The sequence below is a fragment of the Streptomyces sp. NPDC055962 genome (assembly GCF_042270185.1).
Taxonomy (GTDB): Bacteria; Actinomycetota; Actinomycetes; order Streptomycetales; family Streptomycetaceae; genus Streptomyces.
Window position 1 is genome coordinate 865212 of record NZ_JBHJYN010000002.1, and the last position, 20002, is coordinate 885213.

The 20002-nt window shown below is 74.4% G+C and carries 14 protein-coding genes; 12 read left to right on the forward strand and 2 right to left on the reverse strand.

Going from position 1 to position 20002, the window contains the following annotated elements; translation table 11 throughout:
- Positions 1–90: 90 nt before the first annotated feature.
- A complete protein-coding gene (locus ACFC51_RS09155) occupies positions 91–606 on the forward strand; it encodes a GNAT family N-acetyltransferase (RefSeq protein ID WP_376368012.1) in 516 nt (171 codons plus the stop codon).
- A 2-nt stretch (positions 607–608) separates the two neighbouring features.
- Here the strand turns inward: ACFC51_RS09155 and ACFC51_RS09160 are convergent, their stop codons facing one another.
- Positions 609–1181, reverse strand: coding sequence for a GNAT family N-acetyltransferase (locus ACFC51_RS09160; protein WP_376368010.1), 573 nt, complete (start codon positions 1179–1181; stop codon positions 609–611).
- Between the two features lie 237 nt (positions 1182–1418).
- Positions 1419–2426, reverse strand: a complete 1008-nt coding sequence (locus ACFC51_RS09165) for a LuxR C-terminal-related transcriptional regulator (protein WP_376368009.1) — start codon at positions 2424–2426, stop codon at positions 1419–1421.
- Between the two features lie 467 nt (positions 2427–2893).
- Between ACFC51_RS09165 and ACFC51_RS09170 the strand changes: the two genes are divergently transcribed.
- The 11 genes from ACFC51_RS09170 (at position 2894) to ACFC51_RS09220 (ending at position 19938) form a co-directional block, all read left to right on the forward strand.
- Positions 2894–4312 (forward strand): 3-phosphoshikimate 1-carboxyvinyltransferase, encoded by a 1419-nt coding sequence (locus ACFC51_RS09170; protein ID WP_376527777.1) that lies wholly within the window; start codon positions 2894–2896, stop codon positions 4310–4312.
- The gene (locus ACFC51_RS09175; protein ID WP_376368006.1) at positions 4309–5580 is read left to right on the forward strand and encodes an aspartate aminotransferase family protein; all 1272 of its coding nucleotides are present in this window, start codon (positions 4309–4311) and stop codon (positions 5578–5580) included. Before ACFC51_RS09170 ends, ACFC51_RS09175 begins: the two co-directional genes overlap by 4 nt.
- On the forward strand, positions 5577–6797 hold the full coding sequence (locus tag ACFC51_RS09180) for a Coenzyme F420 hydrogenase/dehydrogenase, beta subunit C-terminal domain (protein ID WP_376368005.1): 1221 nt from the start codon (positions 5577–5579) through the stop codon (positions 6795–6797). Before ACFC51_RS09175 ends, ACFC51_RS09180 begins: the two co-directional genes overlap by 4 nt.
- Positions 6794–7861, forward strand: a complete 1068-nt coding sequence (locus ACFC51_RS09185) for a 3-hydroxyacyl-CoA dehydrogenase NAD-binding domain-containing protein (protein WP_376368003.1) — start codon at positions 6794–6796, stop codon at positions 7859–7861. Before ACFC51_RS09180 ends, ACFC51_RS09185 begins: the two co-directional genes overlap by 4 nt.
- Positions 7858–9807 carry a non-ribosomal peptide synthetase gene (locus ACFC51_RS09190; protein ID WP_376527779.1) on the forward strand — a complete coding sequence of 650 codons (1950 nt, stop codon included), beginning with the start codon at positions 7858–7860 and terminating at the stop codon, positions 9805–9807. Before ACFC51_RS09185 ends, ACFC51_RS09190 begins: the two co-directional genes overlap by 4 nt.
- Positions 9800–14515, forward strand: coding sequence for an SDR family oxidoreductase (locus ACFC51_RS09195; RefSeq protein ID WP_376527781.1), 4716 nt, complete (start codon positions 9800–9802; stop codon positions 14513–14515). Before ACFC51_RS09190 ends, ACFC51_RS09195 begins: the two co-directional genes overlap by 8 nt.
- 2 nt (positions 14516–14517) lie before the next feature.
- Positions 14518–15549: a MupA/Atu3671 family FMN-dependent luciferase-like monooxygenase gene (locus ACFC51_RS09200; protein WP_376367997.1), complete on the forward strand. Its 1032-nt coding sequence runs from the start codon at positions 14518–14520 to the stop codon at positions 15547–15549.
- A complete protein-coding gene (locus ACFC51_RS09205) occupies positions 15546–16874 on the forward strand; it encodes a condensation domain-containing protein (protein ID WP_376527783.1) in 1329 nt (442 codons plus the stop codon). The genes ACFC51_RS09200 and ACFC51_RS09205 overlap by 4 nt, the downstream gene beginning before the upstream one ends.
- Positions 16871–17833, forward strand: coding sequence for an acyl carrier protein (locus tag ACFC51_RS09210; RefSeq protein WP_376367993.1), 963 nt, complete (start codon positions 16871–16873; stop codon positions 17831–17833). The genes ACFC51_RS09205 and ACFC51_RS09210 overlap by 4 nt, the downstream gene beginning before the upstream one ends.
- Positions 17830–18360 (forward strand): flavin reductase family protein, encoded by a 531-nt coding sequence (locus ACFC51_RS09215; RefSeq protein ID WP_376367991.1) that lies wholly within the window; start codon positions 17830–17832, stop codon positions 18358–18360. The genes ACFC51_RS09210 and ACFC51_RS09215 overlap by 4 nt, the downstream gene beginning before the upstream one ends.
- 117 nt (positions 18361–18477) lie before the next feature.
- A complete protein-coding gene (locus ACFC51_RS09220) occupies positions 18478–19938 on the forward strand; it encodes an MFS transporter (protein ID WP_376367989.1) in 1461 nt (486 codons plus the stop codon).
- Positions 19939–20002 lie beyond the last annotated feature (64 nt).

Genomic DNA, 20002 nt, shown 5'->3' on the forward strand with positions numbered 1-20002 from the left:
AAGGGTGTCCGTGTGCGGCCACGTCCTCTGCCGGAATGTCGATCCTTTCCGGCCGGCCGCCATTTCGGGGGGCCGTGCTAGCATCCCGCCATGTCGATGATCGAATTCAATGGAATGCGGGTCCGGCATCCGGAACCCGACGACCAGGCACGCGTGTTGCGGGTGCTCGACCGGTGGTGGGGGGAGTTCGAGGGAAGCACGGGAAGTGTGCAGCGGGCGCTTCTGCTGCCCCGCCTTTACTTTCAGCATTTCACCACGGGGAGTTTCCTCGTGGAGCGGGACGGGGAAATGGTCGGATTCCTCATCGGCTTCCTGTCCCAGACGCGATCGGACGAGAGCTACATTCATTTCGTCGGTGTCGCTCCCGAGGAGCAGCGCAGTGGGCTCGGCGCATTCCTCTACCAGCACTTCTTCGACTACAGCAGGGAGCACGGACGCAGCGTGGTGCGCGCGATCACCTCGTCCGCGAACGCCGGGTCGTACGCCTTCCACACACGCATGGGATTCACCGCCGAGGCGGGTCCCGGCGAACTCGACGGGCGGCCCGTCCAGCCCGACTACGACGGGCCCGGTCTGGACCGGGTCTCCTTCGTCCGCTCCCTCTGAGGTCAGCCGCGCGGATCGGTGCGCAGCATGCCGAGGATCGCGGTGTCGTGACGGACGCCCTTCACGTCCTCGTAGCCGCGCAGCACCCCCTCCGGGACGAAACCGGCCGCTTCCATGGCCCGGCGGCCCCGGGTGTTGCCGCTGAGGCAGAGGGCCGCGATCCGCAGCAGGCCCATCTCGCGGAAACCCCACTCGGTCAGGAGCGCCATCGCCCGGCGGCCGACGCCCCGGCCGCGCGCATCGGCCGCCAGCCAGATGCCGAGTTCGGCCCGCCGCTGCGGCAGGTCGAGGTCGTGCAGCCCGACCCAGCCGAGCACCCGTGTGCCCTCCGCACGGTCGGTGACGACGAGGTCCACGGTGCCGGCGGCGTCCTGGGCGGCCAACCAGTCGCGGGCGTGCCCGGCGGTGAAGGGGGAGGGGAACGGCGTCCAGCGCGCCACCTCCGGATCGTCACCGGCCCGCGCCACGGCCGGCGCGTCCTCGGCACGCACGGGCCGCAACCACACGACTCCGTCCGTCAGTTCGGTGGCCGGGGCGAGGGCGCGGGCCGGTGCCGCGGCGTGGTCGGGAGCCATCTGGAGTTCCTGCCTTCGACGGGGCGAGCCACTGGCTGGGGGAGTGCAGCGCCCATCCAACGGAGCGGCCGGTCCGGTGTCCATGCCCGGCCGCTGGCCGGGACAGGCCACTGCCGCGAGCGGACAACCCGCACGGGGGACGCGGTGTCCCGCCCGTCGCGCCGCACGGTCCGCCGCCCCGCCCCGCCTCACGGGTGCGCGGGGCCGCGGGTCACAGGTCCGTGGGAGCCGCGCCGGTCACAGGTCCGCCGACCCGCCCGGTGAGGTCTCGACGAGTGCCAGCGTCGCGGCCCTGACCCCTGCCTCGAACCGGCTCCGGGCGCCGATCTTCTCCAGGATCACGGTGGTCATCCGGCGCAGGGTGCGCGTCGAGATCCCCAGGGCGCGGGCCACGGAGGCGTCGGTGTACCCGGCCGCCAGCATGCGCAGCACGGCCCTCTCCCGGTCCGACAGATCCACCTCCTGGACGGCGCTCTCCCCCTTCGGGATGGCCCTCCCGTGCAGCCAGCAGTGTTCGAAGACCTGGCGCAGCAGCCAGCAGATCTCCTCGCCCCGGATCTCCAGCGCGGACACCTGCGAGCCGGCGGAGGGGGCCGAGACGTAGGCGAGCACGCCGTCGACGAGGATCAGCCGGAAGGGCAGCGCGGGGGTGAGCCGGACCTGGCACCCGGAGTCCTCCAGCGCTTCCAGGTGCGCCCTGGCCCGCGGCACCTTGTTCATGGCCTCCAGGTGCAGGGAGCGCATGGTGACGCCCCGTTCGAGCGCCGCGCGGTTGCGGTCCATGCTGCCCTCCAGCACGGTCCGCGGCAGCGGTGTGCCCGGATGCATGCTGAGGATCTCCTGCTGCGCGGTCACCGATACCCCGTTCAGCGCCGTGGCTATGCGCTCCTGGCCGGTGAGCAGCACGACCCGGGTGTCGGTGTCGGCCTGGGCCTGGAGCCGCATCATCTTCGAGCCGAGCGCGGCCAGCGTGGAGCGTCTCTCGTGCACGGAGGCCATCCAGTTCCTGGCGCTCTCCTCCTCCATCGCGAGCAGCCTCGCGACGGCGATCGCCGGCTCGACCGCCGTGGGGCGTGCGGGCTTCCCGCGCGTCATGTGCAGCAGCCCCGCCTCCAGCAGCGCGTGCTGGGCCAGCTCCAGGTCGATCTGCGAGAAGCCGAGACTGCTCCGGGCGCCCTCCGGCGTCCAGTCGGGATCGTCGAGCATGAAGCGGAACAGCTCCTGCGCCTTCCCCTGTGCGTCCATGTGCCCGTGTCCCCCCGACGATCAGTGTCGCGCTGCCCCTTGCATGGTAATGAGCTGCCCGTCTCCGCCGGTAGCGGTCCAATATCCGGTCTCGGCGCGCCCCGGTGGGCGGATCCGCCAGGACCTTCCACGCCACCCCGGGCGCCGCCCGTCCGGGTGCTGTCCGGTTGGGGCCAAGTCACGGGGTGGCCAGCGCGAGCCCCTGTGACCCGGTCCCCGGCCGTGACAGCTTGAGCCGGGCCGTTGTGGAGGCGGCGGGCCGCACGGACCGTCCGCACCGCGCCACGGCGTCCCCGGGCGGCGGTGCACCGCCCGGCTCCACCGTCCTCACGCGACGGGACCCGGCCGCCCCCGGGTCCGCCGCACGGTTCGCAGCGCTGCGGGCCCACCCCTTTCAGAGCCCGCCGCGGTGCTGGGTTCCCCAGACCACCCCGCCGGTGACCCGGGCGTCAGAAGAGGAGTAACCAGTGCCAGAAGTCCAGAGCTTCGCCATGCCGATGACCGAGTCGGCGGACCTCGTGGTGGACGGCGGCAGGACCACGCGATCCGGTGCGGCACACGAGGTGGTCGTGCCGGGCGACAAGTCGGTGAGCCACCGGGCGCTGCTCGCGGCGCTGCTGCCCGGCGCCCCCGGGACGCTCACGGTGCGGGGGGCCAACCCGGGTGGCGCGGTGCGCGCCCTGCTCCCCGCGATGCGCGCCCTCGGGCTCGGCGTCGAGACCGAGGGCGACGCGCTCGTGGTCCGGCGCCCCGTCACGCCCCGCCCGCAGTCCGTACGGCCGCATCCGGACGTGGACGTCTGGCCGCAGGACGTTCCGTACCTGCACACGGAGGGGTCGAGTGCCGCCGCACGCCTGCTGATCGGCGTGCTCGCGGGAACAGGCACGCACGCCGTCGTCGACGGTGACGAGGTGCTGCGGCACCGGCCCATGGACTGGCTGGTGGACCCGCTCACCGAACTCGGCGCGGACCTCACGTACCTGGGCGAGCCGGGGTGCCTGCCCGTACGGATCGCCGGCCCGGTCCACCGGCCGGGCACGGTCGACCTGCGCGTCGGCAGCGCCCAGGCACGGTCCGCCGTGGTGCTCGCCGCGGTGGCGGCCGGACTGCCGGTGACGGTGCGGCACCCCGTCAGATCGCGGGACCACACCGAGCGGATGCTCGCCGCGTTCGGCAAGGGGCTGACCGGGACGGAGCGCGAGGTCGTCTGCGACGCCGGCGGATACACCGTGCCCGAGGTCATCGACGTCCCCGCCGACCCGTCCCTCGCGGCGTATCCCGTGGCGGCCCACCTGCTCTGGGGCGACGGCGGAACCCTCCGGGTGCCGCGGGTCTGCCTCAACCCGACCCGGCTCGGCTTCTTCGACGTGCTGCGGGCCGCCGGGGCCGGCATCTCCTACGAGGACCGGGGAACCACCTCCGGCGGCGAGCCGGTCGGCACCGTCGTCGCGCGCGGCGGTCTGGACGAGGTGGACTCCGTGCGGGTCGACAGCCCGGCCGTCCTGCACGCCCTGATCGACGAGGTCCCCCTGCTCGCCGTGGTCGCCGCCACCCTCCCCGGTGACTCGTGGATCGGCTGCGCCGAGGAACTGCGGTTCAAGGAGACCGACCGGCTGGCCACCACGGCCCGGATGGCCGGGGCCTTCGGAGCCGTCGTCGACGTGGCCGACGACGGACTCCTGGTCCGGGGCGGGGCGACGCTCGGCGCCGGGCTCGTGCCCGGCTTCGAGGACCACCGGATCGCCATGGCGGCCGCGACCCTCGCGACGGTCCTGCCCGGCCGCACCACCGTCTCCGGCGGCGCCTGCCACCGCACGTCGTTCCCCGACTTCGCCGGTGTGCAGCGTGCCGTCGGCGCCAGGATCAGCGAGGACAGCAACCGATGACGGAAGTGAAGGCCCAGGCTCCCGAGGCGCGTTCCACCGGCACCGTGCTCGGACCCGAGTTCGCCACGGGCAGCGGCCCCTGGCTGTACACCGAGGACGGCACCGCCTGGTTCGACGGCACGTCGGGCAGTGGCGCGGCGACCCTCGGCCACCAGCACCCGGCGGTCACCGCGGCCGCCGCCGGGCAGCTCGGGCGGCTCACCCACACCGGCTGCAAGCTGGGCTCCGACGCGCGTTCCCGGATGGTCTCCGCCATCGGCCGGATCAGCCCGTACGAGGACCCGGCGGTCCTGCCCACCACGACGGGTGCCGAAGCGGTCGAGTCCGCGCTGAAGATCGCCCGGGCGTTCACCGGGCACCGCGCGGTGGTCGCCTTCCGGCACGGCTACCACGGCAAGACCGCGGGGGCGCTCGCCCTGACCTGGCGGGCCGAGTTCAAGGCCTACAGCGGCGGGACGGACGGCCCCGTGGTGCGCGCCGAGCTGCCCGATCCGCGGCGGCCGCACCCGGACGACGCCCGCGGTTTCGCCGCCGCCCTCTCCGCGGCGCTCGACGAGGCCGACCTGCTGGGCGGGACGGCCGCGGTCGTCCTGGAGCCGGTCCAGGTCACCGAGGGCGTCCTGGCGGTGGAGCCCGCCCTGCTCGACGAGATCGCCCGGCAGGCACACGGCCGGGGCGCGCTCCTCGTCCTGGACGAGATCTACACGGGCCTGGGCCGCGCCGGCCGGATGTTCGCCGCCGAGGAGATGACCGAACAGCCCGACCTGACCCTGCTCGGCAAGACGCTGGGCAACGGCTTCCCGGTGGCGGCGGTCGTGGGCGAGCGGCACGTCGTCGACGCCCTGCCCGCCGGAGTGCAGACGTCCACCTTCTCGGGCCACCCGGTCTCCTGCGCGGCGGCGGCGGCCGTGCTCGACACCGTGGCCGAGACCGGCCTGCCGGCGCGGTCGCGTGCCCTCGGGGCCCGGCTCCGCACCGATCTGGACGCCCTGGCCGACCGCCACCCCTGGATCGCCTCGGTCCGCACCGCGGGCGCGCTCGCCGCCTTCGACTGCGTACGGGACGGCCGGCCGGACCCCGCGCGGGCCCGCGCCGTGCTGGGGGCGGCCCTGGACGGGCGGCTGCTGCTCTTCGGGGGCGGCCCGGAAGGCGCCACCGTCAAGATCGTCCCGCCCGTGCTGCTCGACGACGAAGCGTACCGACACCTGATGAACGGCCTGGCGGCCGCGGTCGCCGAGGCCGACTCCTGTAGTGAGGAATCCCTGTGACGTTCCAGCAACTGCAGAAGGACGTACTCGACCTCGACCTCTGCACCGTGTGCGGGGCCTGCCAACTCGCCTGCCCCGAAGCGGTCATCGGCTTCGACGGGCTCGCCCCCGTGCTCACCGCCGCGTCCTGGACCGACACGGACTGCGGTGACTGCGGTGACTGCCTCGACGTCTGCCCCGGCGCCGACCCCGCCACCCCCGTCTCCGAGGAGAGGCTGTTCGGCCGGAGGCGCACCCCCGAGGAGCGCTGGACCGGCGTCTTCTCCGAGGTGGTCGCGGGGTACTCGCTCGACCCGGCCGTCTTCGAGGCGTCCGCCAGCGGCGGCACCCTCACCGCGCTCCTGCAGACCGCGATGGCCGCGCTCGACGTGGGTGTCGTGCTCTCCATGGGCCGGGATCCCGACGAGCCGTGGCGGGCGGCCCCCGCGCTGGTGCGGGACCCCGCCCAGCTGACCGAGACCGCCCAGTCCACCTACCAGCTGGCGCCCTATCTGGGCGCGTTGCGCCAGGTGATGGAGGAGGAGCCGGACACCCGGGTCGCGATGACCGGTGTGGCCTGCCACATCCAGGCCCTGCGCAAGCTCCAGGCGATGGACACCGCGGCGGGCCGCTGGGCCCGCGACCACGTGGTGCTGGCGATCGAGCCCGCCTGCTCCTCCAGCACCCGGCCCGAGGGCACCGCCGCCGTGATCCGCGACCGTGCCGAGGTGCCCCTGGAGTCCGTGGTCCGGCTGCGCTACCGCGAAGGCGAGTACCCCGGCGACATCCGGATCCGCACGGACGACGGGGCGGAGCACCAGGTCGCCTTCTGGCAGGCCGTCAGGGACTTCGCGGGGAACAAGACCTACCGGTGCCTCTCCTGCGGCGACTGGATGTCGGGCCTGGCCGACGTGAGTGTCAGCGACGGCGACCCCAACATCTTCGCCGCGAGCGTGGGCGGCGGCGATCAGGTCAAACACGGGCGGGTGTTCATCCGCACGGCGGCCGGCGCCGAAGCCGTCTCCGAGGGCCGGGCCCGTGGACTGCTCACCCACAGCCCCGTGGAACTCGCGGGCCTCAACCTCGGGCTGGAGCGCAAGCGCAACCGGCGCGCCTCGTACGAGAGATCGGGCAGGCCCACCCCGATGGGCCCCATACCCGGCTTCCGCGAGGACCTGGAGATCGTTCCCGACGAGCGCTGGATCGCCGCCCCCACGGACACGGAGGAGCAGCGATGACGGCCCCGCCCGCCGCCCGCGCGCTGCGCACCCGGCGCCTGGTCGCCGGGGGCGGCCCGCTCCCGGTGCTGGAGGAGACCGACTGCCCCGCGCCCGGCCGTGGCGAGCTGCGCGTCCGTGCCGCCTACAGCCTGGTCAGCCCGGGCACCGAACTGCACTACCTGGACCGCTCCGCGCGGACCGGCGAACGCTTCCCGCTCGGCTACTGCTCCGCCGGCGTCGTGGAGGCCGTCGGCCCCGGCGCGCCCGGGTTCGCCCCCGGTGACCGGGTCATCGCGATGGGCTGGGGCGAGGCCGTGCACGCCGGGGTGATCACCGCCGGGTACCGGCTCTGCCGGAGGGTCCCGGACGGGCTCGGGCTCGCGGACGCCGTCGTGGCCAATCTGGCCGCCACCGCCGTCCACGCCGTCGACCGGGCCGGGCTTGCCCCCGGCGACGAGGTCGCCGTGGTCGGGGCGGGCATCGTCGGGCAGCTCGTCGCGCAGACCGCCGCCGCCCGCGGCAACCGGGTCACCCTCCTCGACCTGCGCCAGGACCGGCTGAAGGAGGCGGCTGCACTCGGCCTCGACGTCGCCGAGGCGGCCCCGTTCCTGGCCGGCACCCGCACCCCGGCCGAGGGCGGCCGCTGCGTGCTGCTCTGCGGCACCGGCGACGCCGACGAGACCGTTGCCGCGGCCGCCCGCTGGGCGGGCCGGGCCCCCGGGCGGCCACGGCTGGTCGGGGTCGGGCGGTTCGCCGCCCGGGTCGAGTTCAGCGTCGAGCTGGGCAACCTGGACATCCGGTACGCGGCCCGCTGCGGCGCCGGTTACCGCGACGCCGCGTACGCGCGCGGCCGCGCCGACGTCACGGCGCCGGACGGCGAGGGCACCGTCACGGAGAACCTCCAGCGAGCCCTCGACCTGATCGTCTCGGGCGGCATCCGGCCGGCCGCGATGCGGCTGCCGTGCTTCCCGCTCGACCGGGCCGGCGAGGCCTACGCCCAGCTGCGCGCGCGGCCCGCCCACCCCGCGGTGCTCTTCTCCCACCGCACCGGCGACCGACCCGAGGAGCACCGCGCACCGTGACCACCGCCATCCCGTCCGGCGCGCCGGACACCGGCCACCGACCGTTCCCCGCCGCCGAGCGGGCCGGGACCCTGGTCCACCGCTTCCTGGAGACCGCAGCCGCGCACCCCGGCCGGGAGGCGGTGGTGACCCCCGGGACCCGGTGGACCTACCGGGAGACCGAGCGGCTGTCCGCCCGGGTCGCCGCCGGGCTCGTCGCTGCGGGCCTGCGGCCGGGCGAACGGGTCGCCCTGCTCTTCTCGCACGGCGCCGAGATGATCGCCACCCTCCTCGGGGTGCTGCGGGCCGGCCTGTCGTACGTGCCGCTGGACGCCGCCTACCCCGAACCGCGGCTCGCCTTCATGGCGGGGGACTCCGGGGCCCGTGCCCTCGTGACCGTACGGGAGAGCCTCCCGTCGGCCGCCGCGCTCGCCCAGGGCCGGCCGGTGCTCGCGTACGAGGACCTGGTGCGCCACGACGCGGGTGACCCGGAGGTGCGCGCGACGCCGGACGGCGAGGCCTACGTGCTCTACACCTCGGGCTCCACCGGCCGCCCCAAGCCCGTGGCCCAGGTGCACCGCAACGTCCTGCACCACACCAGGGTCTGGACCGACGGCCTGCGGATCGGGCCCGGGGACCGGCTGACCCTGCAGTCCGCGTACAGCTGGGACTCCGCCGTCCAGGACACCTTCGCCGCCCTGCTCAACGGCGCCGCCCTCTACCCCGTCGACCTCAAGTCGCTCGGGGTGAGCGGACTGCTGGAGTGGATGGCGCGGGAACGCGTCACCGTCTACCACTCGACCCTGCCCGTCTTCCGGGCGCTCGTCCGGGCCATGGAGTCGCGCGGGACCGCCCTCCCGGCGATGCGCCTGCTCGCGCTCGGCGGCGACACCCTGCACCTCAGCGACCTCGACGCCCACCGGCGTTCCTTCGGGCCGCACTGCCGGGTCGCGGGCGCCTACGGCTCCACCGAGTGCTCGTGCGCGCTGCTGCGCGTCGAGGACCCCGGCTACCGCCCGCCGACCGGTGTCTTCCCCCTCGGTCTGCCCGTGGTGGGGACCACCGTCCTTCTCCGGGACGGCGAGGGCGCGACGGTCGAGGGGCCCGGCGAGGGCGAGATCGTCGTCGTCAGCCCCTATCTGGCGCCCGGGGCCGTCGCCGAGGACCTGTCGTACCGCACCGGCGACCTCGCGCGGCGGCTCGCCGACGGCACCCTGCTGCTCATCGGGCGGGTCGACTTCCAGGTCAAGATCTCCGGCATCCGGGTCGAGACCGGCGAGGTGGAGAGCGCGCTCAAGGGGCTGCCGCAGGTCCGCGAGGCCGTCGTCATGCCGTTCACCGACCGGCTCGGCGAACGCCAGCTGGCCGCCCACCTGGTCGCCGAACCCGGGACCCGGCCCGAGGCGGCCGCGTTGCGGGCGGCACTCCGGGGCATCCTCCCGGACCACGCGGTACCCACCGCGTACGTCCTGCTCGACGAACTGCCGCTGACGGCGAACCACAAGATCGACCGGAGGGCGCTGCCCGATCCGCTGACGGTGGCGCAGGCGGCCGGTGCCGCCGGCCCGCGCCCCGCCGGTTCCCTCGAACGCGCCGTCGCCGACGCCTGGCACGAGGTGCTCGGCACCCCGGGAGCCGGGCCCGACGACAACTTCTTCGACCTCGGGGGCACCTCGCTGCGCATGGCGGCCGTGCACGAACGGCTGACCAGGACCATCGCCCCCGGCCTGCGGATGACCGACCTCTACCGGGCGCCGACCATCCGGAGCCTGGCCCGGCTGATCCGGCGGGCCGCAGGCCCCTCGGGGGCGGCGGCCACCGAGGACGCGGCCGGCGGCACCGCACGCGGCGCCCGCCGCCGCACGGCCCGCCGCCCGCGCCGCCCCGCGACCGGCGCCCACCACTCCCCGACACTCCCGCCTCCCGGCGGGGACCGAACCATGGCCCCTGGAGGGACCCGTGACTGATCGCGCGTACGACGACGCAGCCCTGGACGGCCGGATCGCCGTCGTGGGCCTGGACTGCCGACTTCCGGGGGCCCGTGACCACGCGGAGTTCTGGCGCAATCTGCTGGCAGGCACCGAGCAGATCGCCGACGTGGACGAGGACCTGCTGAGCGCCGCCGGGGTCCCTCCGGAGGCGGTCGCCGACCCCCGCTACGTGCGCCGTGCCTCGACGGTCGCGGACGCCGACCTGTTCGACGCGTCGTTCTTCTACCTCAGCGCCCGCGAGGCCGAGCGGATGGACCCGCAGCTGCGGATGTTCCTCCAGTGCTCCTGGGCGGCCCTGGAGCACAGCGGTCACGACTCGGAGCAGTACCCCGGCCGGATCGGTGTCTTCGCCGGCTCGCTCAGCAGCACGTACCTCCTGAACAACGTGCTCACGGGGGAGAAGGGCTTCAACGGGTCGATCCGGCGGATGCGCCAGGACCTGCCGACGATGATGGGGAACGACCCCAACTACCTGGCCACGCGGGTCTCCTACCACCTCAACCTCACGGGCCCCAGCATCTCGGTGCAGACGGCCTGCTCGACCTCCCTGGTCGCCGTGCACACCGCGGTCCAGAGCCTGCTGTCCCAGGAGTGCGACGTCGCCCTGGCGGGGGGCGTGGCCCTGCGCTTCCCCCAGGAGGCGGGATACCTCCACGAGTCCGACGGCATCGCCTCGGCCTCCGGCACGGTCAGGCCGTTCGACGCCGGGGCCGACGGCACCGTCTTCGGTAACGGGGCCGGCGTCGTGGTCCTCAAGCGCCTGGCCGACGCGCTCGCCGACGGCGACACGGTCTGGGCGGTGGTCCGGGGTTCCGCCGTCGGCAACGACGGCGCCGACCGGGCGGGTTACCCCGCACCCGGGGTCTCCGGACAGGCCGCCGTGCTCGCCGAGGCGCTGGCCGTGGCCGACGTGGAACCCGCCGACGTCAGCTACCTGGAGGCGCACGGCACGGGCACCAGGATGGGTGACCCGATCGAACTGTCCGCCGTGGCACAGGCGTACGCCGCCGAGGGTGCGCAGCCGCTCACCATCGGCTCCGTCAAGGCGAACCTGGGCCATCTGAGCGTGGCCGCGGGGGTCACCGCCTTCATCAAGTGCGTCCTGATGCTGCACCACCGCACCCTCGTGCCCACCCCGCACTTCACCGAGTGGAACCCGGAGTGCGCCGTGGAGGGCACCCGCTTCCGCGTGGGCACCGCCGTCGAGCCCTGGGACGGCGGCGAGAGCCCCCTGCGCTGCGCCGTCACCTCCACGGGCATGGGCGGGACCACCGCCCACGTCATCCTGGAGGAGGCCCCGGACAGCGGAGCGCGCCCCCGCGCCCACGCCGCGCCCGTGGTGGTGCTGCCGGTCTCCGCGAAGTCGCCGGCCGCGCTGCAGGCGGCGCGGACCGCGCTCGCCGACCACCTGGAGGCCACCGCCCCCGCCGAGGCGGGCCCCTCCGGCGACACCGGTCTCGACGACACCGCGTACACCCTCGCCACCGCGCGCCGCACCTTCAACTACCGGGCCGTCATCACCGCACCGGACCGGGACACCGCGGTACGGGCACTGCGCAGCGCGGACCCGCGCCACACCCACCAGGACTCCGGGCAGCCCGCCGACCGGCCCGTCGTCCTGCTGCTCCCCGGCCAGGGCACCCAGCACCCCGCCATGGGCCAGGGCTGGTACGAGCACCTGCCGGTGTACCGCGAGACCCTGGACGAGTGCGCCGAGCTCCTCCTGCCCCATCTGGGGCTCGACCTCCGCGACGCACTCCACCCCTCCCTGCGCGGCGTCGGCGCCCCGTCCCCCGAGACGAACCTGGACCGCACCCGGCTCACCCAGCCCGCCCTGTTCGCCGTCGAGTACGCCCTCGCCAAGCAGTGGGAGGCCTGGGGCGTCCGCCCTGCCGCCCTCGTCGGGCACAGCGTCGGCGAGTACGTCGCCGCCACCCTGGCCGGGGTCTTCCGCCTGCCGGACGCCCTGCGGGTGATCGCCGAACGCGGCCGCCTGGTGGACGGGCTCCCCGGCGGGGTGATGGCCGCCGTCATGCTGCCGCCCGCCGAACTGGCCGGGTACCTCGGCGACGACGTGGCGCTGGCCGCGGTCAACGAGCCCGCCGTGTGCACCGTCGCCGGGAGCCGGGAGGCGGTCCGTGAGCTGACCGCCAGGCTCACCGCCGACGGGGTGGCCCACCGCAAGGTCACCACCTCCCACGCCTTCCACTCGCCGATGATGGACCCTGCCGTCGGCCCGCTCACCGAGCTGCTGCGCTCCGTCGAGCTCAGCCGCCCGCAGACACCGTTCCTGTCCAACAGGACCGGGACCTGGATCAAGGACGAGGAGGCCACCGATCCCGCGTACTGGGGCGGCCACCTGCGCGACACCGTCCGGTTCGCCGACTGCCTCGCCACCCTCCTCGCCGACGGCGACCACGTCTTCCTCGAAGTGGGCCCCGGCCAGACCCTGGCCACCTTCACGCGCCGCCACCCGGACCGGGAGACCGGGGTGCCGGTCATCACCTCCGCCGCACGCGGACGCGACGCCGGCGCCGACCTCACCGCGGTGCACGCCGCGCTCGGCCGGCTCTGGGCGGCCGGCCTGACGGTGGACTGGGCGGGCGTCCACGCCGGCCGGGGCAGCGGCCGGGTGCCGCTGCCCACCTACCCCTTCGAGGGCACCCGGTACTGGATCGAGCCCGGCCCGGACACCCTGACCGCGGGCACCGGCCGGAGCACCACCGCCCCGGGCGGGAAGCTGCCGCTGGACGACTGGCTCTCGGCGCCCGTGTGGCGCCAGGCCGTCGGCACCCCGGACACCGCAGCCCGGCCGCTCACCGACCCCGTACTCCTCTTCGCCGACCCGGACGGCACCGCCCTGCGCCTCGCCGCGCACGCCTTCGCCGGCGAAGTGATCACGGTGCGCGCGGGAGAGTCGTACGGACGTGACGGCGACACCTGGACGGTGCGTCCCGCCTCCGAGGACGACCACAGCCGTCTCGTCGCCGACCTGCTCGGCGAGGACCGGCTGCCCGGCCACGTGGTGCACGCGTGGTCCGCAGGGGAACTCCCGTCCGAGCGAGGCGCCGAGCGCTTCGAGCAGGCCCAGCAGGCCGGTCTCTACAGCCTGATAGCCCTGGTGAAGGCGCTGAGCGAGCACGGCGTGACCCGCCCCGTCCAGCTCGACCTGGTGAGCGCCGGAGCGTACGCGGTGAGCCCCGCCGAGCCCGAGCCGGCGTCCGAACTGGTCACCCTGGCCGTGGCCGCCCGGGTCATCGGCCAGGAGCACGGCAACATCGGCTCCCGTCACTTCGACCTGCCCGCGCGGCCGGACGAGCGCTCGCTGCGCACGCTCGCCGTCGAACTCGGGTCGTTCCGGCGCCCCGAGGTGGCCGTCACCCTGCGCGGCGCCACCCGCTGGGTCGCCGAGATGGCCCGGGTCCGCGCGGACTGGACCGCACCGGCCGAATCCCGGCTGAAGGACGGCGGGGTCTACCTGATCACCGGCGGACTCGGCGAGATCGGTTCCACCGTCGCCGGATGGCTGCACCGCGAGTGCGGGGCCCGGCTCGCCCTGCTGACACGCGAGGCACTGCCCGCGCGGAGCACCTGGGACGCCTGGCTGGAGGACCACCCGCACGACGACGAGACGGCGCTGCGGATCGAGCGGCTGCGCGCCCTGGAGGCCGCGGGGGCCACGCCGTTCCTCGTGAACGCCGACGTCGCCGACGAGGACGCGCTGCGCACCGCGGTCGAGAAGGTCGAGGCCCAGTTCGGCGGTCTCGACGGAGTCGTCCACGCGGCGGGCCTGCCCAGCGAGCAGTGGGACCGCGCCATCACCGCGGCCAGCGTCGAGCAGTGCCGGTGGCACTTCGTGTCCAAGGCCCACGGCCAGATCGCCCTGGAGAAGGTCCTCGCCGACCACCCCGTCGACTTCTGCCTCATGCTGTCCTCCCTCGCCGGTGTGCTCGGCGGACTGCGCCTGCTGGGCTACGGCGCGGCCAACCACTTCATGGACGCGGCGGCCGAGCGCGCCAACCGGGGCCTCGACCGCACGGTGTGGATCAGCGCGGCCTGGGACGTGTGGCAGCACCACCAGGACGAGAAGCGGGCCCTGTCGGCCATCGGCCGCAGCATGGACGACAAGGCCATCCAGCCCGAGGAGGGCCTGGAGACCATCCGCCGGCTCCTGACGCTGCGCGACGTCTCCCATGTGGCCGTCTCCACCTGGGACATCGACTACCGGCTGGACCAGTGGGTGCGCGACGAGCGCATCGCCAAGCCGGTGGCGGGGGTCCTCGTCACCGGGGCAGGCGCGGACGGCGACGCCGGTGACCTCACCGACCAGGTGGCCCGGCTCGTGCGCGACGCCCTGGGCAGCGAGGACATGCCGCTCGACGGCGACATCTTCGAGTTCGGCGGCGACTCGCTGCTGATCGTCCGGCTGCTCTCGAACGTCCGCGAGCAGTTCTCCGTCGAGGTGTCGCTGGCCGACGTGCTCGGCGACCCGACCCCGCGGGCGCTCGCCGGCCTGGTCGGTGACCGCCTCCGGGCCACCGCCGAGGACGACGACGAGATCGCCCTGCTGGCCCGGGAGCTGGACGGGCTCGACCCGGCCGAGCTCGAACGGCTGCTCGCGGAGGCCGAGACCGGCCCGGCCCCGGACCCGACGGCCACGACCCCTCAGGAACAGGAGCGCTGACGGTGGACTTCAGTCTGATCTTCTTCTCGGGCGACGAGAAGAACAAGTACCGGTTCGTCCTGGACGCGGCCAAGTACGCCGACGAGAACGGCTTCACCGCGATCTGGACCCCGGAACGGCACTTCCACCGGTTCGGCGGCCTGTACCCGAACCCCTCGGTGCTCGGCGCCGGCCTGGCCATGGCCACCCAGCGCCTCCAGATCCGGGCCGGCAGCGTCATCCTCCCGCTGCACAGTCCGATCCGGGTCGCCGAGGAGTGGTCCGTGGTGGACAACCTCTCGCGGGGACGTGCCGGGATCGCCCTGGCGACGGGGTTCAGCCCCGTCGACTTCGCCATCAACCCGACGGGCTGGGAGGACCGGCGCCGCCGCACCTTCGACGCCGTCACCACCCTGCGGGAACTGTGGGAGGGGGCGCCGGTCTACGTCCAGGACGGCCTGGGCAACCACGTCGAGGTGGAGCTGCATCCGCAGCCCGTCCAGCCCGAGCTGCCGATCTGGCTCACCTGCACCAAGAGCCCGGAGACCTTCGAGGCCGCGGGCCGGCTCGGCTGCAACGTGCTGACCGCGCTCATCGACATGACCAACGAGGAGCTGGAGGAGAAGCTCGCCCTGTACTTCAAGACCCTCCAGGAGTACGGACACGACCCGGAGGGCGTCACCGTCACGCTGATGCTCCACACGTTCATCGGGGACGACCTCGACGAGGTCCGCGAGACGGTCCGGGAGCCCTTCAGCGACTACCTGCGCTCCTTCTTCACCGTCATCGACTCGCAGAAGAAGAACCTCGCGCCGGGCGCCGGCGTCCGCGACATGACGCAGAGCGACCAGGACCAGCTGATCGAGTTCGCCTTCGAGAAGTACTTCGAGAAGGGGGCGCTGCTCGGCACCCCGGACTCCTGCGGCACCGTCGTCGACCGGTTCAAGGGGATGGGCGTCACCGAGATCGCCTGCCTCATCGACTTCGGCGTGGACGAGGACCTCGTCGTGCAGAGCCTCAGCCACCTCGACGAGCTGCGCAGGCGGTACGCATGAGTGACGCGCTCGCGACCCGCCTCGCGGCCCTCGGCCCGGAGCAGCGTGCCCGGCTCCGTGCCGCGCTGCCCCGGCAGCGGTCCGACACCGGTGAGCTGACACCGGGCCAGCTGCGCCTGTGGCAGGTGCACCACCAGGTGGACGGCCGCCCGGTCGACGTGGTGTGCCAGGCCGTCCGGCTCAGCGGGGCGCCCGTCGACCTCGGTCTCCTGGCCGAGCGGGTGCGCGGCTTCGTGACGGCCCACGAGGCGCTGCGCACCACCTTCGAGACCTCCGGGGACGGCACGGTGCGCCGCGTCGTCCACCAGGAGTCGGAGCCCCGCGTCGACCGGATCCGCTGCGCCGACGAGGCCGAGGCCCATGCCGCGGCCCGGCGTCTCGCGGCGGAGCCGTTCGACCTGGCCGCCGGGCCGCTGCTGAGGGTGACCCTGGCGGAGGGGCCGGCCCCGGACCTGGCCTGGGTGCTGGTCGCCGTGCACAACCTGGTCTTCGACGCCTGGTCGTTCGAGCTGCTGCTCGACGAACTGGCCCGGGAGACCGGTGCGGCCGCCCCCTCCCGTCCGTTCGGCACCTTCGTCCACGACCAGGCGGGCTGGCTGCGGGGTCCCGACGGCCGGGCCGGCGCGGTCCACTGGGCCGCCGAGACCGCGGACGCCCCGGCACCGCTGCCGACCGACCGGCCCCGCGGCCGGGGGACCGGCCGCACCGGCGGGCGGGTCGGGTTCACCCTGCCCGCATCGGTCGCCGACGCCGTGGCGGCGTCGGCGAAGAGGGAGGCGGCCACCGCCTACATGGGCTGGCTGGCCGTCGCCTGGGCCGCGTTCGCGGAGTTCGGCGGCACCGAGGACACCCTGCTCGGCACCTTCACCACCGGCCGGAACCGGCCGGGCACCGACACGGTCGTGGGCTATCTGCTCAACGTCCTGCCGGTACGGCTGCGGGACGGCGGCAGCGGATCCCACCGGGACCGGGTCCGCGCGGTGCGCACCGCCACCCGCGCCGGACTGAAGCACGCCTCGTACCCCGGGGAACTGATCGACGCCGGACGGCGCGTCGCCGGCACCCACCCCCTCCTCGACGCCGTCTTCGTCTTCGACAACCTCGGGGCGGACGAACGGCGGATCCAGGGAGCCGAGGTCACCACCACCGACCTGGACAAGGGCACCGCGCGGTTCGACCTGACCCTCGCCGTCTACCCGGGCCCCGACGGGGTCGCCGGATGGCTGGAGTTCGACACCGGCCTCTACGACGAGGCCACCGTGCGCCGCCTCGCCGAGCGGTTCACGGCGCTGGCGCACACCGCGGCACAGGAGGCGGACCAGTGATCACCGCACGGTTGTGCGCCCCTGCCTACGAGCTCGGCGAGTGCGCCGATCCGGTGGCGGAGCTGCCCGAGATGCTGGCCGACCCCGCGGCGGCCGCCGAACTCACCGCACCGGCGGCCGGGTTCCACACCTACCGCTGGTCGGACGCCGACGTCACCGAGCTCATGGCCCTCGCCGTGGGCCGCACCCTCGCCGAGGCCCGGGTGCCGGGATCCGACATCGACATGGTGATCCTGGCGACGGACTCGCTGCCGCGCGACCGCACCGCCCACCGGGACGTGGCCGAACTCCTCGACGGGACGGGCATCGACCGGGCGACCGTGGTCACGATGGGGCTCATGGACTGCGCCACGGCCATGGTCGCGGTGGGCACGGCGGCCTCCTACGTGCGCGACGGGACGGCCCGCAACGTCCTGGTGGTCACCGGCGACCTCGCCGACCGGGCGACCGGCGGGGCGCGGATCGTGGCCGGCGGCGCGGCGATCGCGAGCGACGCCGCGGCATCGGTCCTGGTGTCCGCCACCGCGCCCGGTCTCCCCGTCCTCGGCATGGCCCACCACTCGGCACCCGAACTGAACCTGGGCGGCGGGCCCCAGCAGCAGCTGCTGTCCCGGATCACCGCCCACCGTGCGTTGTTCGCCCGTCTCGCGGACCGGGCCGGAACGGGTCTGGGCACCGTGCGCTCCGTGCTGCCCAGCAACTTCGCCCGCAGCGTCCTGAAGCTGTACCTCTCCGAGGTGGGACTGGGCGACAGGCTGTCGCTCGGCAACGTCGCCCGGATCGCCCACTGCCTGGGCAGCGATCCGCTGATCAACCTCGCGGACCGTACGGCGCAGGAGAAGGAGGCCGCGAGCGGGGCGGCGGGCGACGACTCGCTCGTCCTTTTCGGCGCGGGGGTCTCGCACCTCGCGGCCGTCCTGCTCGGCGCGGCGCCGCTGCCGGCGGAAGGGGACCTGTGAGCACCACGGATGTCGAACCGGCCACGGTGACCGCGGCCGAACTGCGCGCCGCGGCCCGCTGTCTGCCCGCCGGGGTGACGGTGGTGACCAGCGGGCGGGGCGCTTCGGTGCACGGCATGACGGTGAGTTCCTTCACCACGCTGTCCCTCACCCCGCCCCTCGCGTCCTTCTCCGTCAAGGAGGGCGCCCGCATCCGCGGCGTCATCGAGGAGTCCGGCGCGTTCGTCGTCAACGTCCTGGCGGCCGAACAGGCCGGTGTGGCGCGATGGTTCGCCGACCCCGAACGTCCCATGGGGGCGGGCGGGTTCGCCGACGGAGCCGGGCCTGCGGACCCCCCGCCGGCCGGCGGTTTCGTGCTGGCCGGAGCCATCGGCTACTTCATGTGCAGCCTCGTCCGGTTCGTCGAGGCGGGCGACCACGTCATCGCGATCGGCGCGGTGGAGCGCTGCGGGACGCTCCGGGACGCACCACCCCTGGTGTTCGAGGGCGGAGCCTTCCGCACCCTGAGGCCCGTCGCACCCGACTGACCCGCACCCCGGAGCGTCCCGCTCGCCCCGGCCACCGTCACAGCTCGCCCGTCCGCCCCTGTCCGCCGTGCCTGCCGGGTCCCCGGCCCGCCACGGCCCCCGTCCCCTAGGAAGACCATGACCCAGCACCTCGACGACGACCTCATGCGTGAGGACCGCTCGCCCCGGTCCGCCGCGCCCGTCCCCGAAGCGCCCGCCGCCGGGGCGCCCGCCCGGCTGTCCCGCCGGGACCGGCTGATCCTCTTCGTGCTGTGCGCCGCACAGTTCATGATCGCTCTCGACTTCTCCGTGCTGAACGTGGCGCTGCCTGAGCTCGGCAGGGACCTCGGCCTCGGACAGGCGGAGCTCCAGTGGGCGGTCACCGCCTTCGCCCTGCCCTCCGGCGGGTTCCTGCTGCTGTTCGGGCGGATGGGCGACCTGTACGGCCGCCGGAAGCTGTTCCTCTCCGGACTCGCCCTGTTCGGCGCGGCCTCGCTGCTCGCCACCTTCGCCTGGGACCCCGCCTCCTTCCTCGCCGGACGCGCGCTCCAGGGCGTCGGCGCGGCGGCGATCGTCCCGACCGGCATGTCGCTGCTGACCACCACCTTCCCCGAAGGTCCCCTGCGCGACCGGGCGCTGGGCATCAGCGGCACGCTGCTCTCGCTCGGCTTCACCACCGGGATGGTGCTGGGCGGCGTCCTGACCGACACCCTCGGCTGGCGCTCGACGATGGCGCTGCTCGCCCTGTTCGCCCTGATCGTCCTGCCGCTCGCCCCCGCCCTGCTCGCAGAGTCGAGGCGGCCCGAGCGGCCCCGCCTGGACGTGCCGGGCGCGGTCACCGTCACCGGCGGTCTGCTCGCCCTGATCTACGCCCTGTCGACCGCGGCGGACCGGGGCTTCGGCGGGACCGACGTGATCGTGGCGCTCGTGGCCGGTGTGGTGCTCCTGACGGCGTTCGTCGTGGTCGAGTCCCGTACGGCCGAACCGCTGATCTCGCTGCCGATGCTGAAGCGCCGCACGGTGGCCTGGGGCAACCTCGGCGGCCTGGTCACCTTCTCGATGATGAGCACCGTCGTCTTCGCCATGACCCTGTACTTCCAGGAGGTGCTGGAGCTCTCGGCGTTCCAGACCGGTCTGGTCTTCGGCTTCCAGGGCACGGCGGCAGCGGTCTCGGGAGGCTTCGTCCCCAAGGTCGTCGGCCTCCTGGGCGCCCGGTGGACTCTCGTCGCGTCCCTCGCGGTGCAGGGCCTGTCCGTGGCCGGACTGCTGGTCGTCGGGACCGAGAGCTGGAGTGTGTGGCCGGCGGCCTTCTGCCTCGCGCTGGCCTGCGTGTGCAACCTCGGGGCGATCGTCGCGTACGGGCTGACGGTCACCTCCGGCGTGCCCGACGAGGAGCAGGGGCTCGCGACCGGGCTGGTGACCTCCACCCAGCAGGTCGGCATCACCGTGGGCATCCCGCTGCTCGGCGTCGTGGCGACGACGACCTCGGACCGGCTGTCGGGCGTCCACACCGTCCTGGCGATCGACGCCGCGGTCGTCCTGGCCACCGCGCTCCTGGTCGCCCTCGGCCTGGGCCGCGCCCGCGCCGGAAGGCACTGACGGGTGGCTCGCGACGTACGGGGCGGGGCCCGGCACGATGCCGGCCCCCGCCCGCACGACCCGG

Coding starts and splice junctions, on each gene's coding strand:
- ACFC51_RS09185 (WP_376368003.1), top strand. CDS start 6,794: ATGACGGCCCCGCCCGCCGCCCGCGCGCTGCGCACCCGGCGCCTGGTC.
- ACFC51_RS09160 (WP_376368010.1), bottom strand. CDS start 1,181: ATGGCTCCCGACCACGCCGCGGCACCGGCCCGCGCCCTCGCCCCGGCC.
- ACFC51_RS09155 (WP_376368012.1), top strand. CDS start 91: ATGTCGATGATCGAATTCAATGGAATGCGGGTCCGGCATCCGGAACCC.
- ACFC51_RS09165 (WP_376368009.1), bottom strand. CDS start 2,426: ATGGACGCACAGGGGAAGGCGCAGGAGCTGTTCCGCTTCATGCTCGAC.
- ACFC51_RS09205 (WP_376527783.1), top strand. CDS start 15,546: ATGAGTGACGCGCTCGCGACCCGCCTCGCGGCCCTCGGCCCGGAGCAG.
- ACFC51_RS09220 (WP_376367989.1), top strand. CDS start 18,478: ATGACCCAGCACCTCGACGACGACCTCATGCGTGAGGACCGCTCGCCC.
- ACFC51_RS09175 (WP_376368006.1), top strand. CDS start 4,309: ATGACGGAAGTGAAGGCCCAGGCTCCCGAGGCGCGTTCCACCGGCACC.